General features: G+C 61.7%; 23 protein-coding genes and 1 pseudogene. 21 read left to right on the top strand and 3 right to left on the bottom strand.

Annotated features, from left to right (window positions below):
* The first annotated feature begins 11 nt into the window (after positions 1-11).
* The 5 genes from ASE80_RS03670 to ASE80_RS03690 all read left to right on the top strand — a co-directional run bounded on the left by ASE80_RS03670 (position 12) and on the right by ASE80_RS03690 (position 10,865).
* The gene (locus ASE80_RS03670; RefSeq protein WP_056857703.1) at positions 12-536 is read left to right on the top strand and encodes a chemotaxis protein CheW; all 525 of its coding nucleotides are present in this window, start codon (positions 12-14) and stop codon (positions 534-536) included.
* On the top strand, positions 533-2,584 hold the full coding sequence (locus ASE80_RS03675; RefSeq protein WP_056857704.1) for a methyl-accepting chemotaxis protein: 2,052 nt from the start codon (positions 533-535) through the stop codon (positions 2,582-2,584). Before ASE80_RS03670 ends, ASE80_RS03675 begins: the two co-directional genes overlap by 4 nt.
* Positions 2,585-2,743: 159 nt before the next feature.
* Entirely contained in the window at positions 2,744-8,578 is a 5,835-nt protein-coding gene (locus ASE80_RS03680) for an Hpt domain-containing protein (protein ID WP_056857705.1), read from the top strand.
* On the top strand, positions 8,571-9,026 hold the full coding sequence (locus ASE80_RS03685) for a chemotaxis protein CheW (protein WP_056857706.1): 456 nt from the start codon (positions 8,571-8,573) through the stop codon (positions 9,024-9,026). Before ASE80_RS03680 ends, ASE80_RS03685 begins: the two co-directional genes overlap by 8 nt.
* A 294-nt stretch (positions 9,027-9,320) precedes the next feature.
* Positions 9,321-10,865, top strand: coding sequence for a Fic family protein (locus ASE80_RS03690; RefSeq protein WP_056857707.1), 1,545 nt, complete (start codon positions 9,321-9,323; stop codon positions 10,863-10,865).
* Between the two features lie 178 nt (positions 10,866-11,043).
* Here ASE80_RS03690 and ASE80_RS29760 read toward each other — a convergent pair.
* Positions 11,044-11,330 (bottom strand): annotated as a pseudogene (locus ASE80_RS29760) (HigA family addiction module antitoxin).
* Between the two features lie 597 nt (positions 11,331-11,927).
* Here ASE80_RS29760 and ASE80_RS03695 point away from each other — a divergent pair.
* The 12 genes from ASE80_RS03695 to madM all read left to right on the top strand — a co-directional run bounded on the left by ASE80_RS03695 (position 11,928) and on the right by madM (position 20,724).
* On the top strand, positions 11,928-12,158 hold the full coding sequence (locus ASE80_RS03695) for a DUF6124 family protein (RefSeq protein ID WP_056857708.1): 231 nt from the start codon (positions 11,928-11,930) through the stop codon (positions 12,156-12,158).
* 157 nt (positions 12,159-12,315) lie between these two features.
* Entirely contained in the window at positions 12,316-12,945 is a 630-nt protein-coding gene (locus ASE80_RS03700; protein WP_056857709.1) for a nucleotidyltransferase domain-containing protein, read from the top strand.
* Complete coding sequence (locus ASE80_RS03705; RefSeq protein WP_056857710.1) at positions 12,908-13,342, top strand: hypothetical protein; 435 nt, start codon at positions 12,908-12,910, stop codon at positions 13,340-13,342. The genes ASE80_RS03700 and ASE80_RS03705 overlap by 38 nt, the downstream gene beginning before the upstream one ends.
* A gap of 260 nt (positions 13,343-13,602) precedes the next feature.
* The gene (gene mdcA, locus ASE80_RS03710) at positions 13,603-15,273 is read left to right on the top strand and encodes a malonate decarboxylase subunit alpha (protein WP_056857711.1); all 1,671 of its coding nucleotides are present in this window, start codon (positions 13,603-13,605) and stop codon (positions 15,271-15,273) included.
* On the top strand, positions 15,274-16,107 hold the full coding sequence (locus ASE80_RS03715) for a triphosphoribosyl-dephospho-CoA synthase (RefSeq protein WP_056857712.1): 834 nt from the start codon (positions 15,274-15,276) through the stop codon (positions 16,105-16,107).
* Positions 16,107-16,406, top strand: a complete 300-nt coding sequence (locus ASE80_RS03720) for a malonate decarboxylase subunit delta (RefSeq protein ID WP_056857713.1) — start codon at positions 16,107-16,109, stop codon at positions 16,404-16,406. Before ASE80_RS03715 ends, ASE80_RS03720 begins: the two co-directional genes overlap by 1 nt.
* Positions 16,399-17,241, top strand: a complete 843-nt coding sequence (locus ASE80_RS03725) for a biotin-independent malonate decarboxylase subunit beta (RefSeq protein ID WP_056857714.1) — start codon at positions 16,399-16,401, stop codon at positions 17,239-17,241. Before ASE80_RS03720 ends, ASE80_RS03725 begins: the two co-directional genes overlap by 8 nt.
* Entirely contained in the window at positions 17,238-18,008 is a 771-nt protein-coding gene (mdcE, locus tag ASE80_RS03730; RefSeq protein WP_056857715.1) for a biotin-independent malonate decarboxylase subunit gamma, read from the top strand. The genes ASE80_RS03725 and mdcE overlap by 4 nt, the downstream gene beginning before the upstream one ends.
* A complete protein-coding gene (locus ASE80_RS03735) occupies positions 18,002-18,598 on the top strand; it encodes a malonate decarboxylase holo-ACP synthase (RefSeq protein ID WP_056857716.1) in 597 nt (198 codons plus the stop codon). Before mdcE ends, ASE80_RS03735 begins: the two co-directional genes overlap by 7 nt.
* Positions 18,595-19,494, top strand: a complete 900-nt coding sequence (mdcH, locus tag ASE80_RS03740) for a malonate decarboxylase subunit epsilon (protein ID WP_056857717.1) — start codon at positions 18,595-18,597, stop codon at positions 19,492-19,494. Before ASE80_RS03735 ends, mdcH begins: the two co-directional genes overlap by 4 nt.
* A 67-nt stretch (positions 19,495-19,561) precedes the next feature.
* Positions 19,562-19,954 (top strand): malonate transporter subunit MadL, encoded by a 393-nt coding sequence (madL, locus tag ASE80_RS03745; RefSeq protein ID WP_017139428.1) that lies wholly within the window; start codon positions 19,562-19,564, stop codon positions 19,952-19,954.
* Between the two features lie 5 nt (positions 19,955-19,959).
* Positions 19,960-20,724 carry a malonate transporter subunit MadM gene (gene madM / locus ASE80_RS03750; RefSeq protein WP_056857769.1) on the top strand — a complete coding sequence of 255 codons (765 nt, stop codon included), beginning with the start codon at positions 19,960-19,962 and terminating at the stop codon, positions 20,722-20,724.
* Positions 20,725-20,861: 137 nt separating this feature from the next.
* On the opposite strand, the gene ASE80_RS03755 is transcribed toward madM, so the two are convergent.
* Complete coding sequence (locus tag ASE80_RS03755; RefSeq protein WP_017139426.1) at positions 20,862-21,776, bottom strand: LysR family transcriptional regulator; 915 nt, start codon at positions 21,774-21,776, stop codon at positions 20,862-20,864.
* Positions 21,777-22,065: 289 nt separating this feature from the next.
* Between ASE80_RS03755 and trhA the strand changes: the two genes are divergently transcribed.
* On the top strand, positions 22,066-22,683 hold the full coding sequence (trhA, locus tag ASE80_RS03760) for a PAQR family membrane homeostasis protein TrhA (RefSeq protein WP_056857718.1): 618 nt from the start codon (positions 22,066-22,068) through the stop codon (positions 22,681-22,683).
* Positions 22,684-22,806: 123 nt separating this feature from the next.
* On the opposite strand, the gene ASE80_RS03765 is transcribed toward trhA, so the two are convergent.
* Positions 22,807-23,709 (bottom strand): LysR family transcriptional regulator, encoded by a 903-nt coding sequence (locus tag ASE80_RS03765; RefSeq protein ID WP_056857719.1) that lies wholly within the window; start codon positions 23,707-23,709, stop codon positions 22,807-22,809.
* Positions 23,710-23,817: 108 nt separating this feature from the next.
* Here ASE80_RS03765 and ASE80_RS03770 point away from each other — a divergent pair, with 108 nt between their 5' ends.
* From ASE80_RS03770 to ASE80_RS03780, 3 genes are read left to right on the top strand one after another with little or no spacing between them, the layout of a single operon-like run.
* Entirely contained in the window at positions 23,818-25,059 is a 1,242-nt protein-coding gene (locus ASE80_RS03770; RefSeq protein ID WP_056857720.1) for a D-amino acid dehydrogenase, read from the top strand.
* Positions 25,060-25,069: 10 nt separating this feature from the next.
* On the top strand, positions 25,070-25,420 hold the full coding sequence (locus ASE80_RS03775; protein WP_017139422.1) for a RidA family protein: 351 nt from the start codon (positions 25,070-25,072) through the stop codon (positions 25,418-25,420).
* Positions 25,421-25,444: 24 nt separating this feature from the next.
* Positions 25,445-26,347 (top strand): transporter substrate-binding domain-containing protein, encoded by a 903-nt coding sequence (locus ASE80_RS03780; RefSeq protein WP_056857721.1) that lies wholly within the window; start codon positions 25,445-25,447, stop codon positions 26,345-26,347.
* Positions 26,348-26,399 lie beyond the last annotated feature (52 nt).

Raw genomic sequence — 26,399 nt, forward strand, 5'->3', positions numbered from 1 at the left:
GGCTCGCGATCATGACCGAGTCGCAAACCGCCTTCGAGCTGCTGCTGGACATCGACCGCCGCTGCCGCCTGCTGGCCGCCGACCTGCCGTCCCAGGAAGCCCGCCTGCAACGCTGGAGCGGGATCGGCTTTCGCCTGGGGCCCCACTGGTACGTGGCGCCGATGGGCGAGGTCGCCGAAGTGCTGCATGAGCCGCGTTGCACCTTGATGCCCGGCGTCAAGCCGTGGGTCAAGGGCGTGGCCAACCTGCGCGGGCGTTTGCTGCCGGTGATGGACCTGGGCGGTTTTCTCGGCCTGGAACTGTCCAAGGCACGCAAGCAGCGGCGGGTGCTGGTGGTCGAGTACAACGACCTGTTTGTCGGGCTGCTGGTAGACGAGGTAGTGGGCATGCAGCATTTCGCACAAGACGCATTGTTGGTGAGTACTGCCCCAGCCGCGCCGTTTATCCAGGGCGAGTTCGACAGCGATCAGTCGTGGCAAGTCTTCAGCCCCTTCGCTCTGGCCCAGGCCCCGGGCTTTATGGATGTTGCCGCATGACCACCGTCACCACGCCCAAACCCCAGGCCGCGTCGCGCAGCCGCTCACAGATCATCGTGCTGTTTATCGCACTGATCGTGTTCATCATGCTGCTGTTTGCCAACTTCGCGTACCTCAACACCCAGTCCACATACGACAAGCAGTACATCGGCCACGCCGGTGAGCTGCGTGTGCTGTCCCAACGCATCGCCAAAAACGCCACCGAAGCCGCCGCCGGCAAGGCCGCCGCGTTTAAATTGCTGGGCGATGCGCGCAACGACTTTGCCCAGCGCTGGGGCTACCTGAAAAAGGGTGATACCGACACCGGCCTGCCCGCCGCGCCCAGTGCGGTTCGTGCGGAAATGCGTGCGGTGCAGACCGACTGGGAAGCGCTGCTGAAAAACACCGACGCGATCCTCGCCAGCGAGCAAACCGTGCTGTCCCTGCATCAAGTGGCCGCGACCCTCGCCGAAACCGTGCCGCAATTGCAGATGGAATCGGAAAAGGTCGTGGATATCCTGCTGCAACGTGGCGCACCGGCCAGCCAGGTAGCGTTGGCGCAACGCCAGTCGCTGTTGGCCGAGCGCATTTTAGGCGCCGTCAACACGGTGCTGGCGGGCGACGAAACCGCCGTGCAGGCAGCCGATGCCTTTGGCCGCGATGCCAGCCGCTTCGGTGTGGTGCTCAACGGCATGCTCAATGGCAACCCGGGCTTGCGCATTACCCAGGTCGAAGACTATGACGCGCGTGCGCGGCTGGCGGAAATTTCAGAGCTGTTCGAGTTTGTCTCCGGCTCCGTGGATGAAATCCTCGAGACCTCGCCGCAACTGTTCCAGGTACGGGCCTCGGCGAGCAATATCTTCAACCTGTCGCAAACCCTGCTCGATGAAGCCTCGCACTTGGCCACCGGGTTTGAAAACCTCGCCAGCGGGCGCAGTTTCGACACCATTGGCGGTTATGTACTGGGTTTGCTGGCGCTGGCCTCGATTATTCTGATCGGCCTGGTGATGGTGCGCGAAACCAACCGCCAACTGCATGAAACCGCCGAGAAGAACGAGCGCAATCAGAACGCGATCATGCGCCTGCTGGATGAAATCGAAGACCTGGCCGACGGCGACCTCACCGTGACCGCCTCGGTCACCGAGGACTTCACCGGCACCATCGCCGACTCCATCAACTACTCCGTGGACCAGCTGCGCGATCTGGTCGCCACCATCAACCTCACCGCCGGGCAAGTGGCCGGTGCGGTGCAGGACACCCAGGCCACCGCCATGCACCTGGCCCAGGCTTCTGAGCACCAAGCCCAGCAGATCGCCGAAGCCTCTACGGCGATCAACCAGATGGCGCAGTCCATCGATCAAGTGTCGGCCAACGCCGCCGAATCTTCGGCCGTGGCGGAGCGCTCGGTGGAAATCGCCAACAAGGGCAACGAGGTGGTGCACAACACCATCCATGGCATGGACAACATCCGCGAACAGATCCAGGACACCGCTAAGCGCATCAAGCGGCTGGGCGAGTCTTCCCAGGAGATTGGCGACATCGTCAGCCTGATCGACGACATTGCCGACCAGACCAACATCCTCGCCCTCAACGCCGCCATCCAGGCGAGCATGGCCGGTGACGCCGGGCGCGGTTTTGCGGTGGTGGCCGATGAGGTGCAAAGGCTGGCCGAGCGTTCATCCGCCGCCACCCGGCAAATCGAAACCCTGGTGCGGGCGATTCAGGCCGACACCAACGAAGCGGTTATCTCCATGGAGCAGACCACCACCGAAGTGGTACGCGGTGCGCGGCTGGCCCAGGACGCGGGCGTGGCGCTGGAAGAGATCGAAGGCGTGTCGAAGACCCTGGCGGCGCTGATTCAGAGCATCTCCAATGCGGCGCAGCAACAGACCTCATCGGCGGGGCAGATTTCGCTGACGATGAATGTGATTCAGCAGATCACCACGCAGACGTCGTCGGGTTCTACGGCCACGGCGGAAAGCATCGGCAACCTGGCAAAAATGGCCAGCCAGTTGCGCCGGTCGGTGTCGGGTTTCACCCTGCCGCCGCCTAAACAGGCCGATGATTGAAATGCTATCTGATGTGGGAGCTGGCTTGCCTGCGATAGCGGTGGGTCAGTTGCGCAGGTATCAACTGACAGTCCGCTATCGCAGGCAAGCCAGCTCCCACAGGTGATCTCCATTGTTCTTGGCAACACCAGCAACTCATAAATTTTAAGCGGAGCAGTTATGGTTGATCGGCACGACTACGTGGCCCTCGAATGGGTCAAGGGCGACATTGCCGAAACCCTGAAACAGGCCCGTTCGGCGCTGGATGCGTTTGTCGAAACCCACGACAGCGACGCCATCGCCGAGTGCCTGGCCGCCATCCACCAAGTGCATGGCGCGCTGCAGATGGTCGAGTTTTACGGCGCAGCCCTGCTCGCTGAAGAGATCGAAGAACTCACCCTGGCCCTGCAAGCCGAGCGCGTCGGCCAGCGCGATGAAAGCATCCGCCTGCTGCAACAAGCCCTCAGCCAATTGCCGTTGTATCTGGACCGCGTACACAGCGCCCGCCGCGACCTGCCGCTGGTGGTGTTGCCGCTGCTTAACGACCTGCGCAGCGCGCGCGGCGAAAGCCTGTTGTCGGAAACCAGCCTGTTCAGCCCGCAACTGCTGTCGATTTCAGCGTTGCCCGACGAAGCCCTGGCCCAGCGCGCAGTGCCAGAACTGCACGAACAACTGCGCCAGTGGCACCACCTTTTGCAACAAGCCTTGGCCGGCCTGCTGCGCGAAGACCATGGCCCGAGCAACCTCGAAGACATGGCGCGGGTGTTCGCGCGCCTCGAAGCGCTGTGCCAGGGCGCGCCGCTGTTGCCGTTGTGGCAAGTCACCTCGGCGCTGGTCGAAGGCATGCTCACTGGCGTGATCGCCAACAGCCCGGCGCTGCGCAGCCTGCTCAAGGCCAGTGACAAGCAACTCAAGCGTTTGCTGGCTCAGGGCATCGGCGGTATCAACCAGCCGGCGCCCGACGAACTGCTCAAGAGCCTGCTGTTTTATGTGGCCAAGGTCACCCGGCCGACGCCGCGCATGCAAAGCCTGAAAGAGCGCTACGGCCTGGACGAGGCCTTGCCCGACAGTGCCGTGGTCGACGCCGAGCGGGCGCGCCTGGCCGGGCCGGACCGCAATGCGATGGGCTCGGTGCTTGGCGCATTGTGTGAGGAACTGGTGCGGGTCAAGGAACGCCTCGACTTGTTCGTGCGCAGCGACCGCCAGCACACCGACGACCTGGATGCGCTGCTGGCGCCATTGCGGCAGATCGCTGATACCTTGGCCGTGCTGGGCTTCGGCCAGCCGCGCAAGGTGATCATCGACCAGCTCGCCGTGGTGTTGAGCCTGGTGCAAGGTCACCGCGAACCCAACGACGCCGTACTGATGGACGTCGCCGGCGCCTTGCTCTATGTCGAGGCCACACTGGCCGGCATGGTCGGCACCGTCGAACCGGAAAGCCGCGAAGAAAGCCGCCTGCCCACCACCGACCTGACGCAGATTCATCAACTGGTGATCCGCGAGTCCTGCCAATGCCTGCGCCAGGCTAAAGAACTGGTGATCGACTGCATCGAAGCCGACTGGGACCGCCAACGCCTGGAATCGCTGCCGGAGCTGCTCAGCCAGGTGCGCGGCGCCTTGGCGATGATTCCACTGCCACGCGCAGCGAGCCTGATGCGGGGTTGCACCGATTACGTCGACGAACAGTTGATGGTCAACGACGCGCCGCCGACCCAGGCGCAGTTGGCGCATTTTGCCGAGGTGATCAGCAGCCTTGAGTACTACCTGGAACGCATGCTCCAGGACGCTGACGCCGCGGGCGAACGCGTGCTGGAACTGGCCACCCAAGGCTTGGCCGCGCTGGGTTACCTGCCCGTCGAGAAGCCCTGGCGTCAGGCGCTGGTTGCGCCAGAGGGTGCATTGTCGGCCGACAGCACGCCGAGCCAGTCCCAGTTCGATGCCTTGGCCAGCCCGATCACGCGCCTGAACCCGCCGGCGCTGCATCGCCCCGGCAGTTTGCTGCCGCCGCCGGCCGATGAAGAACCCATCGACGATGAACTGCGTGAAGTCTTCCTCGAAGAAACCGACGAAGTCCTCGACGTGCTGCACCGCCACCTGCCCAACAGCGCCGACAAAACCGCCCAGGGCGAAATGCGCCGGGCTTTTCACACGCTCAAAGGCAGTGGCCGCATGGTCCGCGCCCTGGTGCTGGCCGAGCTGGCCTGGGCGGTGGAAAACCTGCTCAATCGCGTGCTCGAACGCAGCGTGGCCCTCGACCCCGACGTGCAACACGTTCTGGATGAAGCGGTGGCCCTGCTGCCCGAATTGATCGCCGACTTCGCTACCGACGACCAACACCAGCGCGATGAAGTTGACGCCCTGGCCGCCCGTGCCCATGCCCTGGCCAGTGGCAGTGCAACAGAGACCAGTGGCAGTGCTAAGGCCGAGCCCCACGACCCGATGCTGCTGGAGATCTTCCGCAACGAAGCCCAGAGCCACCTGGAGAGCATCAACCACTTCCTGCAACAGGCCGCCGAGCATGTGCCGCTGCAAGTCAGCGATGAGCTGCAACGCGCCCTGCACACCCTCAAAGGCAGTGCCTACATGGCCGGCGTATTGCCGATTGCCGAACTGGCGCGGCCGTTGGATCACCTGACCCGTGAGTACAAGGCCCACCGCCTGCCGCTGGACCTGGACGAAGTGGAACTGCTGCTGGAAGCCGAAGGCTTGCTCCAGCGCGGCCTGCGTCAACTGGACAGCGACCCGCTGGTGCCGATCAAAGGCGCGCCGGACTTGATCAGCCGCACCCAACGCCTGCTCGACCAACAACTGCAAGCCTTGCTCGACGCGCCGAACACAGGCCTGCGCATCAAACGCGACCCGCAGTTGATCGCTGATTTCCTGGCCCAAGGCATGGACATCCTGCTCGACGCCGAAAGCCTGTTGCGCCGCTGGCAGCAGCACCCCGGCGAACGTCAGGAACTCACCGCGCTGCTGGACGAGTTGACCACCTTGGGCGAGGGCGCGCATATCGCCGACCTGCACAGCATCGACGAGCTCTGCGAAGCCTTGCTTGACCTCTACGGCGCGGTGGAGGAGAGCAGCCTGGCGGTCAGCGAGCGGTTTTTCCACGAGGCTGAACAGGCCCATGACGCGCTGATCAACATGCTCGACCAGTTGGCGGCGGGTCAGGAAATCAGCCCGGCGCCGGCGCGGGTGCAGGCCCTGCGCGAATTGCTCGACGAAGCCCTCGACCCGTCGGCCACCGGCCTGATCAAAAGCGACGGCAGCCGTACACTCAGCATCGCTGAATTGGGTGCGGCCACGGCGCAATTGAACCAGGACACGGCGATGGACGATGAGATCGTCGAGATCTTCCTCGAAGAAGCCGTGGACATCCTCGACAGCGCCGGGCAGTCGCTCAAGCGTTGGCTGCTGGAGCCCGACAGCGCCGCGCCGTTGTCTTCATTGCAGCGAGACTTGCACACCCTCAAGGGTGGCGCGCGCATGGCCGAAATCGGCCCGGTCGGCGACCTCGCCCATGAGCTGGAAGGCCTCTACGAAGGTTTGGTGGACCGCCGTTACAGCTACTCCACCGAGTTGTCCCAAGTGTTGATGGCCAGTCACGAGCGGCTGGCCTTGCAGCTCGATCAACTGCAAGACCAACAACCCCTCAGCGACTCCAGCGACTTGATCGCGCAACTGCGCGAGTTGCGCCACAGCAGCATGCCCGCGGCCCCGGTTGCAGCGCCCGAAGTGGCGACCGCCGACCCCGAGTTGCTGGAAATTTTCCTGGAAGAAGCCGCCGATATTCTCGACAGCTCCGGCAGCGCGCTGGTGCGTTGGCAGGCTGAGCCGAACAATCGTCAGGAAGTGGAAACCCTGCTGCGTGACCTGCACACCCTCAAGGGCGGCGCGCGCATGGTCGAGATCGGGCCGATTGGCGATCTGGCCCATGAGCTGGAATTTCTCTACGAAGGGTTGTCGGCCGGTTTGCTGGCGCCGTCGCCGGAACTGTTTTCGCTGCTGCAAGGTTGCCACGACCGCCTGGCGCAGATGATCGATGCCGTGGCGGACGGTTTACCGGTGGGCTCGGTGGACAAGCTGATCGAGCGGATCAAGAGCCTGGTGCACCCGAGCGATGAGCCGCTGGCGCCGGTTGCACTGCCCGCCGGCAAGGCCGAAGCGGTTGTCGACCCGGCTGCGGACATGGTGAAAATCTCCGCCGATTTGCTCGATGATCTGGTCAACCTGGCCGGTGAAACCTCGATCTTCCGGGGGCGCATCGAGCAGCAGGTCAATGATGCGCGCACGGCCCTCAACGAGGTCGAAACCACCATTGAGCGCATGCGCGACCAACTGCGCCGCCTCGACAGCGAAACCCAGGGCCGTATCCTCAGCCGTCAGCAGGCCGAGGCCGAGCGCTTGGGTTATGAAGAATTCGACCCGCTGGAAATGGACCGCCATTCGCAGTTGCAGCAACTGTCCCGTGCGCTGTCCGAATCCGCTTCCGACCTGCTGGACCTCAAGGAAACCCTCGACCGCCGCAACCAGGATGCCCACAACCTGTTGCAGCAACAGGCGCGTATCAACACCGAGTTGCAAGAAGGCCTGATGCGCACCCGCATGGTGCCGTTTGAACGCATGCTGCCGCGCCTCAAGCGCATCGTGCGGCAGGTGGCGCAGGAGTTGGGCAAGGACGTGGAGTTCGTGGTCGGTAATGCCGAAGGCGAGATGGACCGCAACGTGCTGGAACGTATGGCCGCGCCGCTGGAACACATGCTGCGCAACGCCGTCGACCATGGCCTGGAGTCCCGCGAAGCACGTGTGCTGGCGGGCAAGCCGGAGAAGGGTCGTATCACCCTGGACCTGACCCACGAAGGCGGCGATATCGTGTTCGACATGCGTGACGACGGCGCCGGTGTGCCGCTGGACGCGGTGCGGCGCAAGGCGATCAAGCGCGGCCTGCTCGGCCCTCATCAAGAGATCAGCGACCGTGACGTGTTGCAGTTCATCCTGCAACCGGGCTTCTCGACGGCGGAAAAGATCACCCAGATTTCCGGGCGCGGCGTGGGCATGGACGTGGTGCACGAAGAAGTGCGCCAGCTTGGCGGCTCCATGGTGATTGACTCCACGCCCGGTGCGGGCGTGCACTTTCGCATTCGCCTGCCATTTACCGTGTCGGTCAACCGGGCGTTGATGGTGCAGTGCGCGGATGATCAATATGCGATCCCGCTCAACACCATCGAAGGCCTGGTGCGTGTGCTGCCCCACGAGCTGGCCGGGCACTATCAGCAAGACCCGCCGCGTTATGAATATGGCGGCCAGCGTTACGAATTGTTCTACCTTGGCGACTTGCTGCATACCGTCAGCCGCCCGAAATTGCTCGGCCAATACCAGCCGGTGCCGATGCTGCTGGTGCAATACAACGAACGGCGCGTGGCGGTGCATGTGGATGCCATGGTCGGTACGCGGGAGATAGTGGTGAAGGGCCTGGGGCCGCAGTTTGCGGGCGTGCAGGGCTTGTCCGGCGCGACCATCCTGGGTGATGGCCGCGTGGTGCTGATCATTGATCTGCTCGCGCACATCCGCGCACGCCAACCGGCCTTGCCGGCCCAGGCGATCGACGCGCCGCTGATCCTCAACGACCCGCTGAAAAAGCGCCCGCTGCTGGTGCTGGTGGTGGACGATTCGGTCACCGTGCGCAAAGTCACCAGCCGGCTGCTGGAACGCAACGGCATGAACGTGCTCACCGCCAAAGACGGCATCGACGCTATTGCCTTGCTCGAAGAACACACCCCGGACCTGATGCTGCTCGACATCGAAATGCCGCGCATGGACGGCTTCGAAGTGGCGATCCAGGTGCGCAACGACCCGCGCCTGATGCGCCTGCCGATCATCATGATCACCTCGCGCACCGGCCAGAAACACCGCGACCGCGCCATGGCCATCGGCGTCAACGACTACCTCGGCAAGCCGTACCAGGAGTCGGTGCTGCTGGAAAGCATCGCCTACTGGAGCAAGTCCCATGCTTGACCACCGCACCAGCCAACTCACCGGCCTGCTGCTGCCCTTGGCTGACCGCCACTTGGTGCTGCCCAATGTGGCCATCGCCGAATTGATCGACTTCCAGCGCGGCGAACCGGCCAGCGATGCGCCGCCGTGGTACTTGCGGCAAGTGACCTGGCGCGACCGGCAAATACCCCTGATCAGCTTTGAAGCCGTTTGCGGCGAAGCGATCTTGACCGCCGAGCGCTCGCGCATCGTGGTGCTGAACGCACTGGGCGGGCGGCCGACATTGAAGTTTATTGCGCTGGTGATCCAGGGCATTCCCCGCTCGTACAAGCTCGACAGCGAGTTGAGCTACGTAGACGTGCCACTGTGCCCGCTGGAGCTGGCGGCGGTGCAGGTGGGCGAGCACGTGGCGAAGGTGCCGGATTTGATGGGGTTGGAAGCGTTGTTGGTCGAGTCTGGCCTGGCCTGACTGCAATGATCGTTCCCACGCTCCGCGTGGGAATGCATCCCGTGACGCTCCGCGTCACCCTTGCGCTGGTCTTGAGCCTTGCACTGCCTGGCGGGACGCGGAGCTTCCCAGGCAGCATTCCCACGCAGAGCGTGGGAACGATCGAAACTGAGGTTTTATCGTTTTCAACGCGAATAGTGTATTTATTATCAAATTCAAGTGAGTTTTAGCGTTTTAAGAGGTCACGAAATTATCGTTTTCGCCTACTATCCCCTGATAGTTATCATTTTTTAGCGTTCGTTAGAGGATTCGATAATGTCAGTAGGCTTCCAGGCGCTCGCCGACCGCCACAGTATCGCGCTTGCACAACCGCTGCGCGTCGAGTCGGTAATCGGTACGACACGCATGAGCCGTGAGAGCGATGGACATGTCGAACGCAGGTATCCCGCCAGTTACCAGCCGACTGACGACTTCGCGGGACATTTCGAATTTGGGCTGAAGTACGAAGAAATTCATCTCGAATTTTTTGCCCGTCTGTTTGCGGCTATCGGCCCTGAGCCTATCGAAGCCTGGTGCCGGCAAGCCCCCTTTGGTCAATACGCCCGCCGCACTGGGTTTCTATACGAGTGGCTGACCGGACAGCGCCTGGATGTGCCAGATGTCACCAATGGTGGTTACGTCGATGCCATATCCGCACAGCAATACCTGACCCGTGTTGAGCCAATGCGGGTGCGGCGCTGGCGCATCAACAATAATCTTCCCGGTGTCGCAGCGTTCTGCCCTGTTGTCCGTCGTACCGAGTTCGTTCAAGAGGCGCTGCAATTTGACTTGGGTGCGGCCCTGCGCGAGCTGAACCAAACCTTTGGTATCGACATCCTGATGCGCACGGCCAGTTGGCTGACTCTCAAGGAGTCGCGTGCCAGCTTTTTGATCGAGAAGGAAGCGGACAAAGTCGACAGGATCCAGCGCTTTGCCCATGTGATCGCCAAGTATTGCGGCCATATCGAGGAGCCGTTGAGCAGCGACAGCTTGCACACGTTACAAGCCGGTATTTTGGGGGATGAGGCACTGGGGCTTGGCCTGCGACACTCTCCAGTCTTCGTCGGGCAGGCGACCATGCGCGAGGACATCGTGCACTACATCGCGCCGCCATTTGAGGTGCTACCGCAACTGCTTGATGGCCTGAAAGCATTTGAGCTGGCTACACGCGGTGCCGAGCCACTGGCCAGGGCTGCAGCCATTGCCTTCGCATTTGTATATATCCACCCCATGCGGGACGGCAACGGACGGATCCATCGCTTCCTGATCAACGACACCTTGATCCGTGACAAGGCAGTGCCAGCCGGCGTAATCCTGCCGGTATCGGCCACTATCACGAGTTCGATTGAATTCCGGGCGCGATACGATCAAACGCTGGAGGTGTTTTCGCGGCCATTTATGCAACGCTACGCAGCGTCCTATCGTTTTGGAAAAGTTGCTGTCTACGAAGACGGCACCTCAAGCAACCTGGTCTTCGATGACTACGCCGACGCGCAGTTCGCATGGCGCTATCCCGATTTGACCGAGCACGTCCTGTACATGGCGCAGGTCGTGACGCATACGGTACGCACCGAGATGGCAGATGAGGCGCGTGTGCTGGTCATCTTTCAGTGTGCCCAGGAGCGTCTCAAAGAAGTGCTGGAAATGCCTGATCAGGACGCGAGCCGAATCATTCGCTCTCTGAAGGAAAATGGCTGGCAGGTATCAGGGAAATTGAAGAAAACGTATCCCCAGTTGGACGATGCAGACCGCGCAGATCGTGTTGTGGAAGCCGTACGATCCGCATTTGAAGAGCGAGAAGAGGGGAGCAGCGAGGACTGATCGAGGTAGATGAGCCTTCGGAATTTTCTTGCAAGATTTCGAGCTGTGCATGAACTTGTTGTGGGTAGTCATGGCGGCTGTGGGAGGCGATAGCGGACTGTCAATCGACAACTTCTAGCTGATCCACCGCCATCGCAGGCAAGCCAGCTCCCACACTGGATGTGTTCGGCTCAAGACCTCAATCAATCCGCGCAAACCGCTCAATCACCGGCTGCTCCCGATGCTCGGCTTGCCACAAATCGTAGCACTTTGCATCGACAACCATAGCTGCGCTGTACTTACACCGGCCCGCTCCAACCTCACGGCAAGGTCTGGGCTGACAGGCGCATGCCCATGCAAGATCCTTGAAAATGTCTCGCGGGCAAAGCCCAGGCGTCGTGCCATTTCGGTGATGGTAATGCCCAAGGCCGGGATCACATCTTCAAGCAGGATTTCACCTGGGTGAGGTGGGTTGTGCATGCCTATATTGGGTTTGATGGTCGGGTTCATAATGTTCGCCCGTGGTGATGTTCGGTGGAGAAAAAAGACTAGAGGGCCGGGTTCCAAGCAACAACCTGAAAACCTTGTCGGAATATTCTCTGTGGCGAGCGGGCTTGCCCCGCGTTGGGCTGCGCAGCAGCCCCCAAACCTGCCGACTCGGTTTGCCTGATACACCGCGTTTACCTTGCTGGGGCCGCTTCGCAACCCAACGCGGGGCAAGCCCGCTCGCCACAGGAAGCGTTTTTGCCGTGAGCGTTGTGCCCAGCCTTCGGAATTTTCCTGCAAGATTTCGGGCTGTGCATGAACTTGTTGTGGGTAGTCATGGCAGCTAGTCTTCGTCCCGTCATCGAAAAACGGTGACACGGACGTGCAAGTCCGACGAAACTGTTTAGGCGTACAAACGCCCAGCCAACCACGGGCGTTTTTTGTGCTCGCTGCTTTATGGCGGCTGCGCGCAGGAGGTCTTCGGACCTGCTGGGTGTCCTAAACAGGCCCGGTCTTGCACACCTGCGCACGGTCGCCACCCTCATTCGCGTGCAAGCGAACGGTGGCGCTCCTTACTGACTGTTTAGGAGCTTCATCATGATCAAACCTACCCCTAATCCGCCCCTCTTCACCGTAAACCCCCACCAAAACACCGAAGCTCTACTGGCCAACGCCAGCGAAACCCTGTGCTCCCTCAACGCACTAACCTCCAACTTGGCCTTCGACCTGGATCCCGCCCAGCGCGCGAGTATGTTGGCGATTCAGCAAATGGCAGAGCTGAGTCAGCTGTTGGTCGATAGAGCACTGGAACAAGTCAGCCCTGGCTAAGCAGTCCCAAAAAGGGACCGCTATCTAACAAGCACCTCGAGCAAATATGGGAGCTGGCTCTGTGCGGCAGCCTGAATGTAGCCGTAGGTCACGGATTACTTGATCGTTCCCAAAAAGGGACCTATCGTTCCCTTTTTGGGACTCTTTGGCCGCAGCCATGCAAACCTTGCCGCTCAGCACCGCACTCTTCACCAACACCCAGCAAAAAGTGCTGGGCCTGCTTTTCGGCAAGCCCGATCAAAGTTTCTACACCAATGAAATCGCACGCTCGGCTCAAGTGGGCAAAGGCAGCCTCACCCGCGAGCTGGAGCGTTTGCAACTGGCGGGCATCTTGAGCATGACGCGCCAAGGCAATCAGACCCACTACCAAGCCAACCCCCAATGCCCGATTTACTCGGAGTTGTTGGCCATCGTGCGCAAGACCCTGAGCCTGGACGAACCCTTGCGCAATGCATTGGCACCATTCGCCGAGCAGATAACCTGGGCCTTTATCTACGGCTCCATCGCCAAGGGCGAGGCGCACTCATCCAGTGACATAGATCTGATGCTGATCGGCCAAAGCCTCAACTACAGTGAAGTCATGGAGCAGCTCATGCCGCTGGAAGAGCAGCTGGGCCGCACCATCAACCCGACGCTTTACACCCCTGAAGACTGGACCAGCAAATGGAGTGCCGGGAACAGTTTTGTGCAGCGGGTCGTGCAGCAGGACAAGATCAATCTGATGGGGGGCAACCCTCAGGAGTCCATGGATGGACAGCAAGGCAAACCTGGAAAACCTGCAACGTAGTGGTGGCTTGAAGGCTGAGCCGCCGGATCGCAAAGAGTGTGATGGGCTGATGCGCTCGGCGCGTGATCGGTGGAGGGATGCAGGTAACCCGCAATTAGCATTCGCCAGTCGTTTCGACTTGGCATACAACGCCGCCCACGCTATCGCGCTCACACCGCTGCGCCTGCGCGGGTATCGCTCCGACAAACGCTATTTGGTTTTTCAATGCCTGATTCATACCGTCGACGCCAAGAAGGTGCAGGTGAGGTTATTGGCGCTGTGTCATGAGCGCCGCAACCTGGCGGAATATGAAGGATATATGGATGAGGATGAGGCGTTGCTTGGGCAGTTGATGGAAGGCGCGACAATGCTGCTTCGCAAAGTGGAAGAAGTGTTGGCTATTCATCGGTGGGAATGACGCGAGTCCTCGCGACACCGTCAATCCAATGTGGGAGCTGGCTTGCCTGCGATAGCGGGCTGTCAGTTGACCTATCCACAGCTGACCCACCGCCATCGCAGGCAAGCCAGCTCCCACCTTTTGATTTTCATTTGGCTTGAATCCCGCATTCACTGATGTTCCGTTACTCCAGCCGTAACGATCCGCCGCCGGGCTTGATTGATGCCCCCCACATTCACTCCTAAGGTACAGCCCACGATAGCAAACCCCGTGGAGCGACCATGACAACAACCATCACCCCCGATTCGCGCTGGACGCGGCGGCGCGACGAGAAGCAGCGGCGGCTCGGGCTGGTTAAAAAATACGCAGACGGGGCGGTGTTGCCCAGTGACAAAATCGTCGAGGCGCTGGAAGCGCTGATCCTGCCCGGCGACCGTGTGGTGCTGGAAGGCAACAACCAGAAGCAAGCCGATTTTCTCTCGCGCTCCCTGGCCAAGGCCGACCCGGCCAAGCTCCACGATTTGCACATGATCATGCCCAGTGTCGGGCGTTCCGAGCACCTGGACCTGTTTGAAAAAGGCATCGCGCGCAAGCTGGATTTCTCTTTTGCCGGCACCCAATCCCTGCGCATCAGCCAGTTGCTCGAAGACGGCCTGCTGGAAATCGGTGCGATCCACACCTACATCGAACTCTACGCACGGCTGGTGGTGGACCTGATCCCCAACGTGGTGCTTTCGGCCGGTTTTATGGCTGATCGTGCCGGCAATATCTACACCGGCGCCAGCACCGAAGACACGCCGGCACTCATCGAACCCGCCGCGTTCAGTGACGGCATCGTCATCGTGCAGGTCAACCAGTTGGTGGACGACGTCACTGACTTGCCCCGCGTCGACATCCCGGCGAGCTGGGTGGATTTTGTGGTGGTGGCCGACAAGCCGTTCTATATCGAACCGCTGTTCACCCGCGACCCGCGTCATATCAAGCCGGTGCATGTGCTGATGGCGATGATGGCGATCCGTGGCATCTACGAAAAACACAATGTGCAGTCGCTCAACCACGGCATCGGTTTCAACACTGCCGCCATTGAGTTGATCCTGCCGACCTACGGCGAGTCCCTGGGCCTCAAGGGCAAAATCTGCCGCAACTGGACCCTCAACCCGCACCCCACCCTGATCCCCGCGATTGAAAGCGGCTGGGTGGAAAGCGTGCATTGCTTCGGCACCGAACTGGGCATGGAGAACTACATCGCCGCACGCCCGGATGTGTTCTTCACCGGCCGCGACGGTTCGATGCGTTCCAACCGGATGTTCTGCCAACTGGCCGGCCAATACGCGGTGGACCTGTTTATCGGCGCTACCCTGCAAGTGGATGGCGACGGGCATTCCAGCACCGTTACCCGTGGCCGTCTCGCCGGTTTTGGTGGTGCGCCGAACATGGGCCACGACCCACGCGGCCGCCGCCACGGCACGCCAGCCTGGCTCGATATGCGCCACGATGACGCGCCGGAGGCTTTACTGGAACGCGGCAAAAAGCTCGTGGTGCAAATGGTTGAGACCTTCCAGGAAGGCGGCAAACCCACCTTCGTCGAAACCCTCGACGCCGTGGAAGTGGCGCGCAAAAGCGGCATGCCGCTGGCGCCGATCATGATCTACGGTGACGACGTTACTCACCTGCTTACCGAAGAAGGCATCGCCTATCTGTATAAGGCGCGCTCGCTGGAAGAGCGCCAGGCGATGATCGCCGCCGTTGCAGGCGTTACCGCCATCGGCATGCGCCACAACCCCAAGGACACCGCGCGCATGCGCCGCGAAGGCTTGATTGCCTTGCCCGAAGACCTCGGCATTCGTCGCACCGACGCCACCCGCGAGCTGCTCGCCGCCAAGAGCGTAGCCGACCTGGTGGACTGGTCCGGTGGCCTGTACAACCCGCCCGCCAAGTTCAGGAGCTGGTAAATGCGCGCCCTCAAACTGCATGAACTGAGCCTCGCCGATCGCCTGGCGGATATGGCCGTGGATGCCTTGATTGATGAGGCTGACCTGTCGCCCAAACCCGCATTGGTAGACCGTCGCGGCAATGGCGCCCATAGCGATTTGCACCTGGGCCTGATGCACGCCTCCGCGCTGTCGTTGTGGCCGATGTTCAAGGAAATGGCCGAAGCGGCGCTTGAGTTCGGTGAAGTCGGCTTGCCCTTGCGCGAAGCCCTCGGGCGCATTGGTCGCGAAGGTGAGCAAGCCATGCTCGCCACCACCCAAGGCGTGAATACCCATCGCGGCGCGATTTGGGCCCTCGGTTTGCTCACTGCCGCAGCGGCTCTGCAACCACGCGCCGTCACGCTCACCGCCGCCAAACTGGCCTTGCTCACTGACCGCTACGCCCCGCAACCGCTGAGCCATGGCGCGCAAGTCGCGCAGCGCTACGGCGCACGCGGCGCCCGTGAAGAAGCGCAATTGGGCTTCCCTGCCGTGGTGCAACGCGGCCTGCCGCAGTTGCACAAAAGCCGCCGGCAAAACGCCGGTGAACAGAATGCGCGCCTGGATGCCTTGCTCGCGATCATGACCGACCTGGCCGATACCTGCGTGCTCTACCGCGCCGGCACCGAAGGCCTGTACGCCATGCAGCACGGCGCCCAGGCGGTGCTGGATGCAGGCGGCAGCGCGAGCCTCGCCGGGCGCCGCCAACTGCACGAACTCGACCAGCAACTCCTGGCCCTGAATGCCTCCCCCGGCGGCGCCGCCGACCTGTTGGCCGCCTGCCTGTTTATCGACCGCCTCGACGGAGCGTTTTGATGGAAACCTTATCCTTTGAATTCCCCGCCGGGCAGCCGCCCAAAGGCCGTGCGCTGGTGGGTTGCGTCGGCTCCGGCGACCTGGAAGTGCTGCTGGAACCGGGCACGCCCGGCACGCTGACCATCCAAGTGCAGACCTCCGTGAATGGCGCCGAGCAACGCTGGCAGCACCTGTTCGAACGGATCTTCCAGGAACACACGCCGCCGGCCTTGAAGATTGATATCCACGACTTCGGCGCCACCCCCGGCGTGGTGCGTTTGCGCCTGGAGCAGGGTTTTGAGGAGATCGGCCATGACTGATTTACTCAACAAGCACAGCTTCGTCGAACTCGGTGCCCGGCAGCGGGCCAAGGCGCTGCTGGACAGCGGCACTTACCGTGAACTGATCGACCCGTTCCAGCGCGTGATGTCGCCGTGGCTCAGCCGCCAAGGCGTGGTGCCGCAAGCGGATGACGGCGTGGTGATCGCCAAGGGCAGCATCGCCGGGTTGCCGGTGGTGATTGCTGCCATTGAGGGCAATTTCCAGGGCGGTAGCCTCGGTGAAGTGGGCGGCGCGAAAATCGCTGGTGCCCTCGAACTGGCGGCTGAAGATAACCGCAACGGTGTTCCGACCCGTGCCGTGCTGCTGCTGGAAACCGGCGGTGTGCGCTTGCAGGAAGCCAACCTTGGGCTGGCGGCGATTGCCGATATCCATGCGGCGATTGTCGACCTGCGCCAGTACCAGCCGGTCGTCGGTGTGGTGGCGGGCAGTGTGGGTTGTTTTGGTGGCATGTCCATCGCCGCCGGGTTGTGCAGTTATCTGGTGGTCACCCGCGAAGCACGCCTGGGCTTGAATGGCCCACAAGTGATCGAGCAGGAAGCGGGCCTGGAAGAGTACGACTCCCGCGACCGGCCGTTTATCTGGAGCCTTACCGGCGGCGAGCAACGCTTCAACAGCGGCCTGGCCGACCGTTATGTGGCCGACGATGTGGCGCAGATCCAACAGACCGTCAGCGCCTTGCTGCAACAGGGTTTGCCCGAGCAGCAGCGCAGCCGTCAGATCGACTTCTACCTGGCGCGCCTTACCGAGCTGGACGCAACGCCGCAAATAGACCCCGCGACGGTGCGCGACCTGTATCAAGGAGATCGCCCATGAGAGGCTTGCAGTGGTTCAACGCATTGAGCGCCGGTGCAACGCCTGTCGAAGGGTTGCCCGACTCATTGAAGGTTGCAGACGGCGTAGTGGGTGAGCAGGCCGTGCGCTTTATTGCCGTGGTCACCGACGCGCAAAATCGTTTCCCGCGTGCGCGCAACGGCGAAGTCGGTTTACTGGAGGGTTGGGGCCTTGCCAAGGCTGTCGACGACGTCATCGAGAAGGGCGACAAACGCCCGATCATCGCCATCGTCGATGTGCCGAGCCAAGCCTATGGCCGTCGCGAAGAAGCCCTCGGCATCCATCAGGCCCTGGCCGCCGCCGCCGACAGCTATGCCCGCGCTCGCTTGGCCGGGCACCCGGTGATTGCGCTGCTGGTGGGCAAAGCCATGTCCGGTGCGTTTCTCGCTCACGGCTATCAGGCCAACCGCATGATCGCCCTGCGTGACCCTGGCGTGATGGTGCACGCCATGGGCAAAGCTTCCGCGGCGCGGGTGACCTTGCGCAGTGTGGAAGAACTCGAAGCCCTGGCTGCCAGCGTGCCGCCCATGGCCTACGACATCGACAGCTATGCCAGCCTCGGTTTGCTTTGGAAAACCCTGGAGGTCAGCCAGATTGAGCAGCCCACGGCGGACGACGTGACGCGGGTCAGCGATTGCCTGTTGCAGGCCATTGAAGATATCCACAGCCCGGATCTGAAAGGGCGCCTCGGTGCGAGCAATCGCGCCGCCTCAAGCCACGTGCGCCAACTGCTGCGGGAGCAATGGTGAACGCTCACGACTTGCTCTGGGGCATGACCCCGGCGCATCTGCCCGCTGACGCACCAGCCTGGGTGCGGGACGTGATCAGCGGCGGTCACCCGGTGGTGGTGCGTCGCGCCACGGCCGAGCCGGGTTACGTGGCCGTCGGTGTGCGCGGGCGCTTGCGTGAGCAGCGTTTTGCGACGGTGATGCCCCTTTTGGCGGTGCAACGGCGTGTGAAGCCGCAAGACTTGCGCAGTGTGAGCTCGTCACGGGATTTGCCGGCACTGCGCGCACTGGATCAATTGCGCCCGGTGCTGGCGCAACAAGACTGGGGCGTCACCGGCAGTGCAGGTTTCGAGCTGGCCAGCGGCATTGAAGCACTGCATGCCAAGAGCGATCTGGATTTGATGCTGTGCACGCCCGAGCCACTTGAGCGCATCGCTGCACGCAATCTGCTGGCGTTGTTGGACGCGGCCGAATGCGCCGTCGACCTGCAACTGCAAACCCCATTCGGTGCTGTCGCTTTGCGCGAGTGGGCAGGTGAATCACGCCGTGTGCTGCTTAAAACCACCCACGGCGCGCACCTTGTACTCGACCCCTGGCAGGCCGTGGCATGAGCAGCCTTCTGGTATTTCCAGGGCAGGGCGCCCAGCGCACGGGCATGCTGCAAGGGTTGCCTGCCCACGTCCTGGAAGAAGCCAGTGATGCACTGGGCGAAGACGCAAGCCTGCTCGATTCGGCCCAAGCCCTGGCCAGCACGCGTGCCGTGCAACTCTGCCTGTTGATCACCGGCGTGGCTCATGCCCGCCAATTGCAACACACGCCTGATTACGTGGCGGGCCTGTCCATCGGCGCTTATCCGGCAGCCGTCATTGCCGGTGCGCTGGCGTTTGCCGATGCGGTAAAGCTGGTGAGCCTGCGCGGCGAACTGATGCAAAACGCTTATCCACAAGGCTACGGCATGACTGCGATCATCGGCCCGCAGTTATCCACAGTCGAAACGCTGCTGGCCGAAATCCACAGCCCACAAACCCCGGTGTACCTGGCCAATATCAACACCGACAACCAGACCGTCATCGCCGGCAGTGACGACGCCATGCAGCGTGTCGCGCAACGCATCAAAGGCAACGGCGTGGCCAAACGCCTGGCCGTGAGCGTGCCATCCCACTGCGTGCTGCTGAATGAACCCGCCGAGGCATTGGCGCAGGCGTTTGTAACGCTCAAGACGCCACGCATCACCTACCTGAGCAGCACCCGCGCGCGACCTATCCACAACCCCGAGCAACTGCGCGACGACCTGGCCTTCAACATGTGCCGCATCGTCGACTGGCGCGGCACCGTGCAAAGCGCTTACGAGCGCGGTGTGCGCCTGCAAATCGAGCTGCCGCCTGGCGCGGTACTTACCGGCCTGTCCCGGCGTGTCTTCGAGCAAGGCAGCGCAATCGCCTATGAAGGCGCACGCCTGGACACCTTGCAGGCCCTGCTGCAAGAGGAGGAGCGCCGCCACCGATAAAGCAGCACCCAAGGCTTTCGAAGCACAAAAACAACAATTTCGATGAAGCACTTTGAGGACTACAACAATGATTATCTACGGTGTGGCGTTTCTGGCGCTGTGTACGTTGATCGGCCTGTTTATCGGTGAGTTGCTGGGCAAGTGGATGGGTATCCCGGCCAACGTCGGCGGGGTAGGTATCGCCATGTTGCTGTTGATCGGCCTGGGCAGTTACCTCAGTAAACGTGGGCTGTTTACCGGCAAGTCGGAGCAGGGCGTGAGCTTCTGGGCGGCGGTGTATATCCCTATTGTGGTAGCGATGGCGGCCCAACAAAACGTGTATGGCGCAATCAAGGGCGGGCCGATGGCGATTCTGGCCGGCACGCTCGCTGTAGTGCTGGGTTTTGCCCTGGTACCGGTGTTAGTGCGCATCGGCAACCGCAAGCCTGTTGCGGTTGTTCCCACTAAAGAAGCCGGGTGATCGCCATGTACGAATCCATGATGAAAGTGATCACCGGTTACGGCCTGATCAGTGGTTTTGCCGTGATCGGCTTGACCATGTGGGTGTCCTATTGGATCTCCGACACCTTCACCAAAGGCCGACTGCACGGTTCGGCCATCGCCATTTTGCTCGGGCTGGTGCTGTCGTATGTGGGCGGCGCGTTTACCGGCGGCGCCAAGGGTGTTGTGGATATTCCGTTGCTGTCGGGCATCGGCCTGCTGGGTGGTGCGATGCTGCGCGACTTTGCCATTGTTGCCACGGCGTTTGGCGTGAGTGTGGATGAACTCAAGCGCGCCGGTTATGTGGGCGTGCTGGCGCTGTTTGTCGGCGTGGGTTCCTCGTTCGTGGCTGGCGTTGGAGTGGCGATGGCGTTTGGTTATACCGATGCCGTGAGCCTCACCACCATTGGTGCGGGCGCCGTGACCTACATCGTTGGCCCGGTGACGGGCGCGGCGATTGGTGCCAGCTCCGAGGTCATGGCGCTGTCGATTGCCGCCGGGTTGATCAAGGCCATCCTGGTGATGGTGATGACGCCATTTGTGGCGCCGTTGATCGGGCTGAATAACCCACGCAGTGCGGTGATCTTCGGCGGGCTGATGGGCACTTCGAGCGGTGTGGCAGGTGGCTTGGCGGCAACTGATCCGAAGCTGGTGCCATATGGTTGCCTGACGGCGGCGTTTTACACGGCGCTGGGCTGTCTGCTGGGACCGTCGTTGCTGTTTTTGCTGATGCGCGGGTTGGTGGGCTGACCTGAGCCGGCCTCATTAATGATCGTTCCCACGCTCCGCGTGGGAATGCCTCATGTGACGCTCCGCGTCACGCCTTTAAGAGCAGACGCGGAGCGTCCAGGGCTGCATTCCCACGCAGAGCGTGGGAACGATCGGTGTCAGGTTTGGCGGTTGGCGTACATCCGACACTCCGCCAGCAACGCCAGCAAATTCGGATCACGCTCCTTGGCCTTCAAGAACACCACGCCAATATGCTGCTGCAACCGATACCGCGGCTGCAGCGGTATGAGCTTCACGCGGTTCTCATACACCGCTGCAATCCGCCCTGGCAGCAACGCATAACCCACGCCTGAACTGACCATGCTCAACAGCGTGAAGATGTCGTTCACCTGCATCGCCACCTTCGGCTCAAACCCCGCCTGCTTGAACACCCGGTTGCCGTCCTGATGGGTGGCGAAGCCTTGGGTGAGGGTGATGAAGGTCGCGTCGCGCACATCCGCCAGGTCGATCTGCTGCTCGCGGTCGAAGGGTGAATCGGCCGGTGTGGCGAGGAAGATGTCGTCGGAAAACAGCGCGATCTGTTCGCAGTCGGGGTCGTTGGCGTGGTCGTCGAGGGAGATCAGGATCGCGTCCACCTCCATGTTCTTGAGCTTGTACAGCAGGTCGAAGTTGGAGCCCAGAATCAGGTCGATATTGAGTTCGCTGCGCCTGATTTTCAGGCCCATGATCAGTTGCGGCACAGTTTTGACCGTCAGCGAATACAGCGAGCCCAGCTTGAAGCGCTCGGCGGAAAAGCCGGCGGCTTCGCGGGTCAGGCGCACGCTGTCGACCACGTCGGCTACCAGCTTTTGGGCGCGTTCCTCCAGCACATAAGCACTTTCCAGCGGGGTGAGGTTGCGCCCTTCGTGTTTGAACAACGGGCAGCGCAGCGCATTTTCCAGCGAGTGGATAGCGCGGTGCACGCTGACGTTGCTGGTTTGCAACTCGGCAGCGGCGCGGGCGAGGTTGCCGGTGCGCATGAACGCCAGGAAGATTTCCAGCTTCTTGAGGGTGAATTCTTCGTCGATCAGCATGGCCGTGGCTCGGGTTCGAATGCCATCGATTGTGCCCCTAAAACCCGTTCACTCCCAGCCATGCGCTGCACAGGCCCAGCACCGGGCGGGTGTACCGAAGGGAACAGGTACAGCCCGCGCACGGTCACAACCGCACCCGGCAAGCCAGCTCCCACAGGATGACGTGAATGAGCTATCGGCGTGTGTGTTTGGGCAAATGAAGAAATGCGTGTTACCTGCAACAGTGCCTGTAGCGTCAGAATGGTCCTGGCACAACCATGTGGTAACGGTTATTCGAGGTGAGTGACACATGTATCACGGGGAACGATTCAACGCCTGGAGCCATTTGGCCGGGGCGGTTGCCGCTTTTGTCGGCGCAGTGTGGATGTTGGTGGTGGCGAGCCTGGACGGCAGCCCCTGGAAGATCGTCAGTGTCGCGATTTATGGTTTTACCCTGCTGGTGCTGTACAGCGCGTCCACCGTGTACCACAGCGTGCAGGGGCGGCGAAAAGAGATCATGCAGAAGGTTGATCACTTTTCGATCTACCTGCTGATTGCCGGCAGCTACACACCCTTTTGCCTGGTGACGCTGCGCGGGCCGTGGGGTTGGACGCTGTTTGGAATCGTGTGGGGGCTGGCGGTGATCGGCATTTTGCAGGAGATCAAGCCAAGGTCTGAGGCGCGGATTCTGTCGATTGTGATCTATGCGGTGATGGGCTGGATTGTGCTGGTGGCGGTCAAGCCATTGCTTGCCGCGCTGGGCACGGCGGGGTTTATCTGGCTGGCGTCGGGCGGGGTGTTGTACACCGTCGGCATCATCTTTTTCGCCCTGGAGGATCGCCTGCGCCATTCCCATGGGATCTGGCATTTGTTTGTGATCGGCGGCAGTTTGCTGCACTTTGTGGCGATAATGCACTACGTGCTCTGACCTGTGGGAGCTGGTATTTTTGGGAGCTGGCTTGTGTGGGAGCTGGCTTGCCTGCGATAGCGTCGGCACATTCAATACCGCTATCGCAGGCAAGCCAGCTCCCACATTGGATAGGTGGTGTCCTTAGAGGCGTTCGAGCAATTCGCGGGCGCGCTTGCCGAAGATCTGCAGCAAGTTCGCCAACATATGCGGCGGCGGCTCATCCGCGCGGGTCAGGGCGTACAGGGTGATCGGCAATGGCGGCGTCAGCGGGCGAATGCAGGTGGTCGCCGTCGACGCGCCGAGGGCGGTGAACGGGTCGATCACCGTCAACCCGGCACCGGATTCCACCATCGCCCGCGCCAGAGAATAAGTCTGCACGGCAATACTCACCCGTGGCGGCGGGTCGACGTTTTCCAGGTAGCTGTCGAGCTTGGCGGCCAATGGGTCGGCACTGGACAAGCCAACCAGTGGCGCACCCGCCAGGTCAGCCAAGGGCAGTGGTTTGCTCAGCTCGGCATCCGACCAATAGCCCTTGGACGCCAACGCCACCAACACGCCGCTGGCCAGCACCTGCGTGGTCAGCCCGGGATGGCCGGAGAAGTTCAGCGTCAGCGCCAGGTCAATCTCACGCATCAACAGCTTCTGCACCAGCTCGCGGCTATGGTCGCTGGACAGTTCACAGGCAATGTCCGGGTAGTCGCGCTTCCATTCCAGAATGGCCGGCGGCAGCAGCGACAGGGCCAGGGCCGGAATCGCGCCAATGCGCACACTTTGGCCCGGCTTGCGGCGCAGGCTCTTGGCCAGGCGCCGCACGCCTTGCAGGCTTTCGGTGACTTTCTCGACTTCGCTTTCCAGCGCCAACGCTTCCGGTGTGGGCTGCAGTTTGCCGCGCACCCGTAAAAACAGCGGAAAGCCCAACTGCAACTCGGCGTGCTGCAGCACCTTGGTCACCGCCGGTTGCGAAACGTGCAACAGCTGCGCGGCGGCGCTGACGGAGCCGGTCTGGCGGATGGCCTGGAAGATTTCGATATGACGCAGGCGCATGGCAAGTCCATAACCTTTGTTTATAGGTGACCCATCTTTATTCATTGTCGGCTGCCTGTCACCTGGCCCTAGGCTTGGGGCCAGTCAATTCAACAGCGGGTGGCAGCAATGGCCAAGCGGGTTTGCATCATCGGTGGTGGCGTTATCGGCTTGGCGAGTGCCTACGCCCTGGTGCGTGCAGGCCATGAAGTGACAGTGATCGAAGCGCGGGACAGCCTGGGCAGCGAGACCAGTTTCGCCAACGGCGGGCAACTGTCCTACCGTTATGTCGCGCCGTTGGCCGACAAAGGTGTGCCGCTGCAAGCCATCGGCTGGTTGCTGCGCGGTGATTCGCCGTTAAAGTTTCGCCCTCAACTCGACCCGCAGCAATGGCGCTGGATGGCGGCCTTTATCGGCGCCTGCCGTGGCTCGGTGAACAAACGCAATGCTGCGCACCTGCTGCGCCTGGCCTCCTTGAGCCAGGCCACGCTGGAACAATGGCGCGAAGGCGATCGCCTGGAGGGCTTCGATTGGCGCCGCAACGGCAAACTGGTGACGTTTCGTAACGCCGCGTCCTTTGAGCATGCGCGCAGCAAGGTCATCAATAGCGTGCAGCAGCAGGTGATGTCTGCGGCCGATTGTGCGCAGGTGGAGCCAGCGTTAATGGGCGCTGATTTCCTCGGTGGCATCTACACGCCGAACGAGGAGGTGGCTGACTGTCACGCCTTCTGCCAACGGCTGGCGGCCCGGCTCCAAGCCTCGGGGCGCTGCAGGTTTTTGCTGGGCCGCAAGGTCACTCGCATACGCCACGCCGACGGCGCGGTGCAGGCCATCGAGTTGGGTGACGAGGTGATGGCGGTGGATCAACTGGTGCTGGCGGCCGGGCATCGCAGCGCGCAATTGGGTTTGCCTGGGGTGTCATTGCCACTGTATCCGCTCAAGGGCTATAGCCTGAACGTGCCGATTGGCGCGCATCACCAGGCGCCGAACGTGAGTGTCACCGACTATGACCGCAAGATCGTGTATGCGCGCATCGGCGAGCAACTGCGGGTCGCGGCCATGGTGGATATCGTCGGCTTTGATGCAGGCCTTGAGCCCAAGCGCCTGGCGCTGATGAAACGCCAGGCCATGGAGACATTCCCAACGGCCGGCGATTACACCCACGCGGTCGAGTGGGCCGGCATGCGCCCGGCAACGCCTACCGGCGTGCCGCTGATCGGCGCCAGTGCCTATCGCAACCTGTGGTTGAACCTGGGCCACGGAGCCCTGGGTTTTACCCTGGCCTGCGGCAGCGGCCAATTGCTGGCCGAACTGATCAGTGAACACGCGCCTTCCATCGATATGCAGGGCCTCACGCCCCGCGCCGCTTAAGGATACAGCCATGACCATCACTCGAATCAGCAGCAACGAACGCCTCTCTGGCGCCGTCACCTTCAAGGACTTGGTGTTCCTCTCGGGCCAGGTGCCGGGCGACGGCCAGGATGTGGCCACGCAAACCCGCGAAGTACTGGCCAGGATCGACGCACTGCTGGCTCAAGCCGGCAGCGACAAGGATCACGTGCTCAACGCCACGATTTACCTCAAAGACATCGGCAGCGGGTTTGCACCCATGAATGAAGTGTGGTCCGCGTGGTTGTCGCCGGGCATGGCGCCGACACGCACCACCTTGCAGGCCGAACTGGCGCGCCCGACGGTGCTGGTGGAAATCAGCGTGATTGCTGTACGTAAATAACCAAAAGACCAACGGAGAATAACAATGAAAAAAATCCTGTTGACCGGCTGCACCCTGGGGCTGTTGTTTGGCGCACAGGTTCAGGCCAACCAAGCCCCGCTGGACGGCACCTTGAGCAAGATCGCGAATGCCAAGTCGATCACCTTGGGGTATCGCGATGCCTCGGTGCCGTTTTCCTATGTGGGCGATAGCAGCGGTACGCCCATGGGCTATTCGGTGGAGTTGGCGAACAAGATCGTTGAGCGCATCCAGCAGAAAGTCGGGGTGGCCAAGCTGAATGTGAAGTACAACCTGGTGACCTCTCAAACCCGTATTCCGCTGGTGCAAAACGGCACCGTCGACCTGGAATGCGGTTCCACCGGTGTGACCGCCGAGCGGCAGAAGCAGGTAGCGTTTTCCTACGGGTTTATCTATGTGAAGGGCCAACTGCTGACCGCCAAGGACAGCGGCATCCAGGGCTTTGAAGACCTCGCGGGCAAGAACGTGGTGACCACGGCCGGCACCACCAATGAACGCTTTCTCAAGAGCTACAACGCTGACCACAAGGCCAATATGTTTGTGATCAGCGCCAAGGACCATGGCGAAGCGTTCAAAATGCTCGAGACCGGCCGCGCCGTGGCGTTCTACATGGATGATGCGCTGCTCTACGGCGAGCGTGCCAAGGCCCGTGACCCGCACCATTGGGTGGTGGTGGGCAAGGAACAGTCGCGGGAGATCTACAGCTGCATGGTGCGCAAGGACGACCCGCAGTTTCTCGCCGTGGTCAACGAAACGCTCGCCGATCTGTACCGCTCCGGCGAGATCAACGGGATTTATCGGCGCTGGTTTGAACAACCGATTCCGCCCAAGGGCCTGAACCTGGAGTTTCCAATGACCAGCGAGTTGAAGGCGATTATTGCCAAGCCGGTGAGTGATCCGGTGGAGTGATAGACGCAATGATCGTTCCCACGCTCCGCGTGGGAATGCAGCCTTGGACGCT

This window comes from Pseudomonas sp. Leaf15 (assembly GCF_001421425.1).
GTDB classification, from domain to species: Bacteria; Pseudomonadota; Gammaproteobacteria; order Pseudomonadales; family Pseudomonadaceae; genus Aquipseudomonas; species Aquipseudomonas salomonii.

Excerpts from the sequence above, each read along its gene's own strand:
- ASE80_RS03695 (WP_056857708.1), top strand. The coding sequence starts at position 11,928 with ATGATCAAACCTACCCCTAATCCGCCCCTCTTCACCGTAAACCCCCAC.
- mdcH (WP_056857717.1), top strand. The coding sequence starts at position 18,595 with ATGAGCAGCCTTCTGGTATTTCCAGGGCAGGGCGCCCAGCGCACGGGC.
- ASE80_RS03720 (WP_056857713.1), top strand. The coding sequence starts at position 16,107 with ATGGAAACCTTATCCTTTGAATTCCCCGCCGGGCAGCCGCCCAAAGGC.
- ASE80_RS03725 (WP_056857714.1), top strand. The coding sequence starts at position 16,399 with ATGACTGATTTACTCAACAAGCACAGCTTCGTCGAACTCGGTGCCCGG.
- ASE80_RS03780 (WP_056857721.1), top strand. The coding sequence starts at position 25,445 with ATGAAAAAAATCCTGTTGACCGGCTGCACCCTGGGGCTGTTGTTTGGC.
- ASE80_RS03775 (WP_017139422.1), top strand. The coding sequence starts at position 25,070 with ATGACCATCACTCGAATCAGCAGCAACGAACGCCTCTCTGGCGCCGTC.
- ASE80_RS03735 (WP_056857716.1), top strand. The coding sequence starts at position 18,002 with ATGGTGAACGCTCACGACTTGCTCTGGGGCATGACCCCGGCGCATCTG.
- trhA (WP_056857718.1), top strand. The coding sequence starts at position 22,066 with ATGTATCACGGGGAACGATTCAACGCCTGGAGCCATTTGGCCGGGGCG.
- mdcA (WP_056857711.1), top strand. The coding sequence starts at position 13,603 with ATGACAACAACCATCACCCCCGATTCGCGCTGGACGCGGCGGCGCGAC.
- ASE80_RS03705 (WP_056857710.1), top strand. The coding sequence starts at position 12,908 with ATGGACAGCAAGGCAAACCTGGAAAACCTGCAACGTAGTGGTGGCTTG.
- ASE80_RS03675 (WP_056857704.1), top strand. The coding sequence starts at position 533 with ATGACCACCGTCACCACGCCCAAACCCCAGGCCGCGTCGCGCAGCCGC.
- ASE80_RS03770 (WP_056857720.1), top strand. The coding sequence starts at position 23,818 with ATGGCCAAGCGGGTTTGCATCATCGGTGGTGGCGTTATCGGCTTGGCG.
- ASE80_RS03700 (WP_056857709.1), top strand. The coding sequence starts at position 12,316 with ATGCAAACCTTGCCGCTCAGCACCGCACTCTTCACCAACACCCAGCAA.
- ASE80_RS03715 (WP_056857712.1), top strand. The coding sequence starts at position 15,274 with ATGCGCGCCCTCAAACTGCATGAACTGAGCCTCGCCGATCGCCTGGCG.
- ASE80_RS03685 (WP_056857706.1), top strand. The coding sequence starts at position 8,571 with ATGCTTGACCACCGCACCAGCCAACTCACCGGCCTGCTGCTGCCCTTG.
- ASE80_RS03755 (WP_017139426.1), bottom strand. The coding sequence starts at position 21,776 with ATGCTGATCGACGAAGAATTCACCCTCAAGAAGCTGGAAATCTTCCTG.
- ASE80_RS03680 (WP_056857705.1), top strand. The coding sequence starts at position 2,744 with ATGGTTGATCGGCACGACTACGTGGCCCTCGAATGGGTCAAGGGCGAC.
- ASE80_RS03690 (WP_056857707.1), top strand. The coding sequence starts at position 9,321 with ATGTCAGTAGGCTTCCAGGCGCTCGCCGACCGCCACAGTATCGCGCTT.
- madL (WP_017139428.1), top strand. The coding sequence starts at position 19,562 with ATGATTATCTACGGTGTGGCGTTTCTGGCGCTGTGTACGTTGATCGGC.
- mdcE (WP_056857715.1), top strand. The coding sequence starts at position 17,238 with ATGAGAGGCTTGCAGTGGTTCAACGCATTGAGCGCCGGTGCAACGCCT.
- ASE80_RS03765 (WP_056857719.1), bottom strand. The coding sequence starts at position 23,709 with ATGCGCCTGCGTCATATCGAAATCTTCCAGGCCATCCGCCAGACCGGC.
- ASE80_RS03670 (WP_056857703.1), top strand. The coding sequence starts at position 12 with ATGACCGAGTCGCAAACCGCCTTCGAGCTGCTGCTGGACATCGACCGC.
- madM (WP_056857769.1), top strand. The coding sequence starts at position 19,960 with ATGTACGAATCCATGATGAAAGTGATCACCGGTTACGGCCTGATCAGT.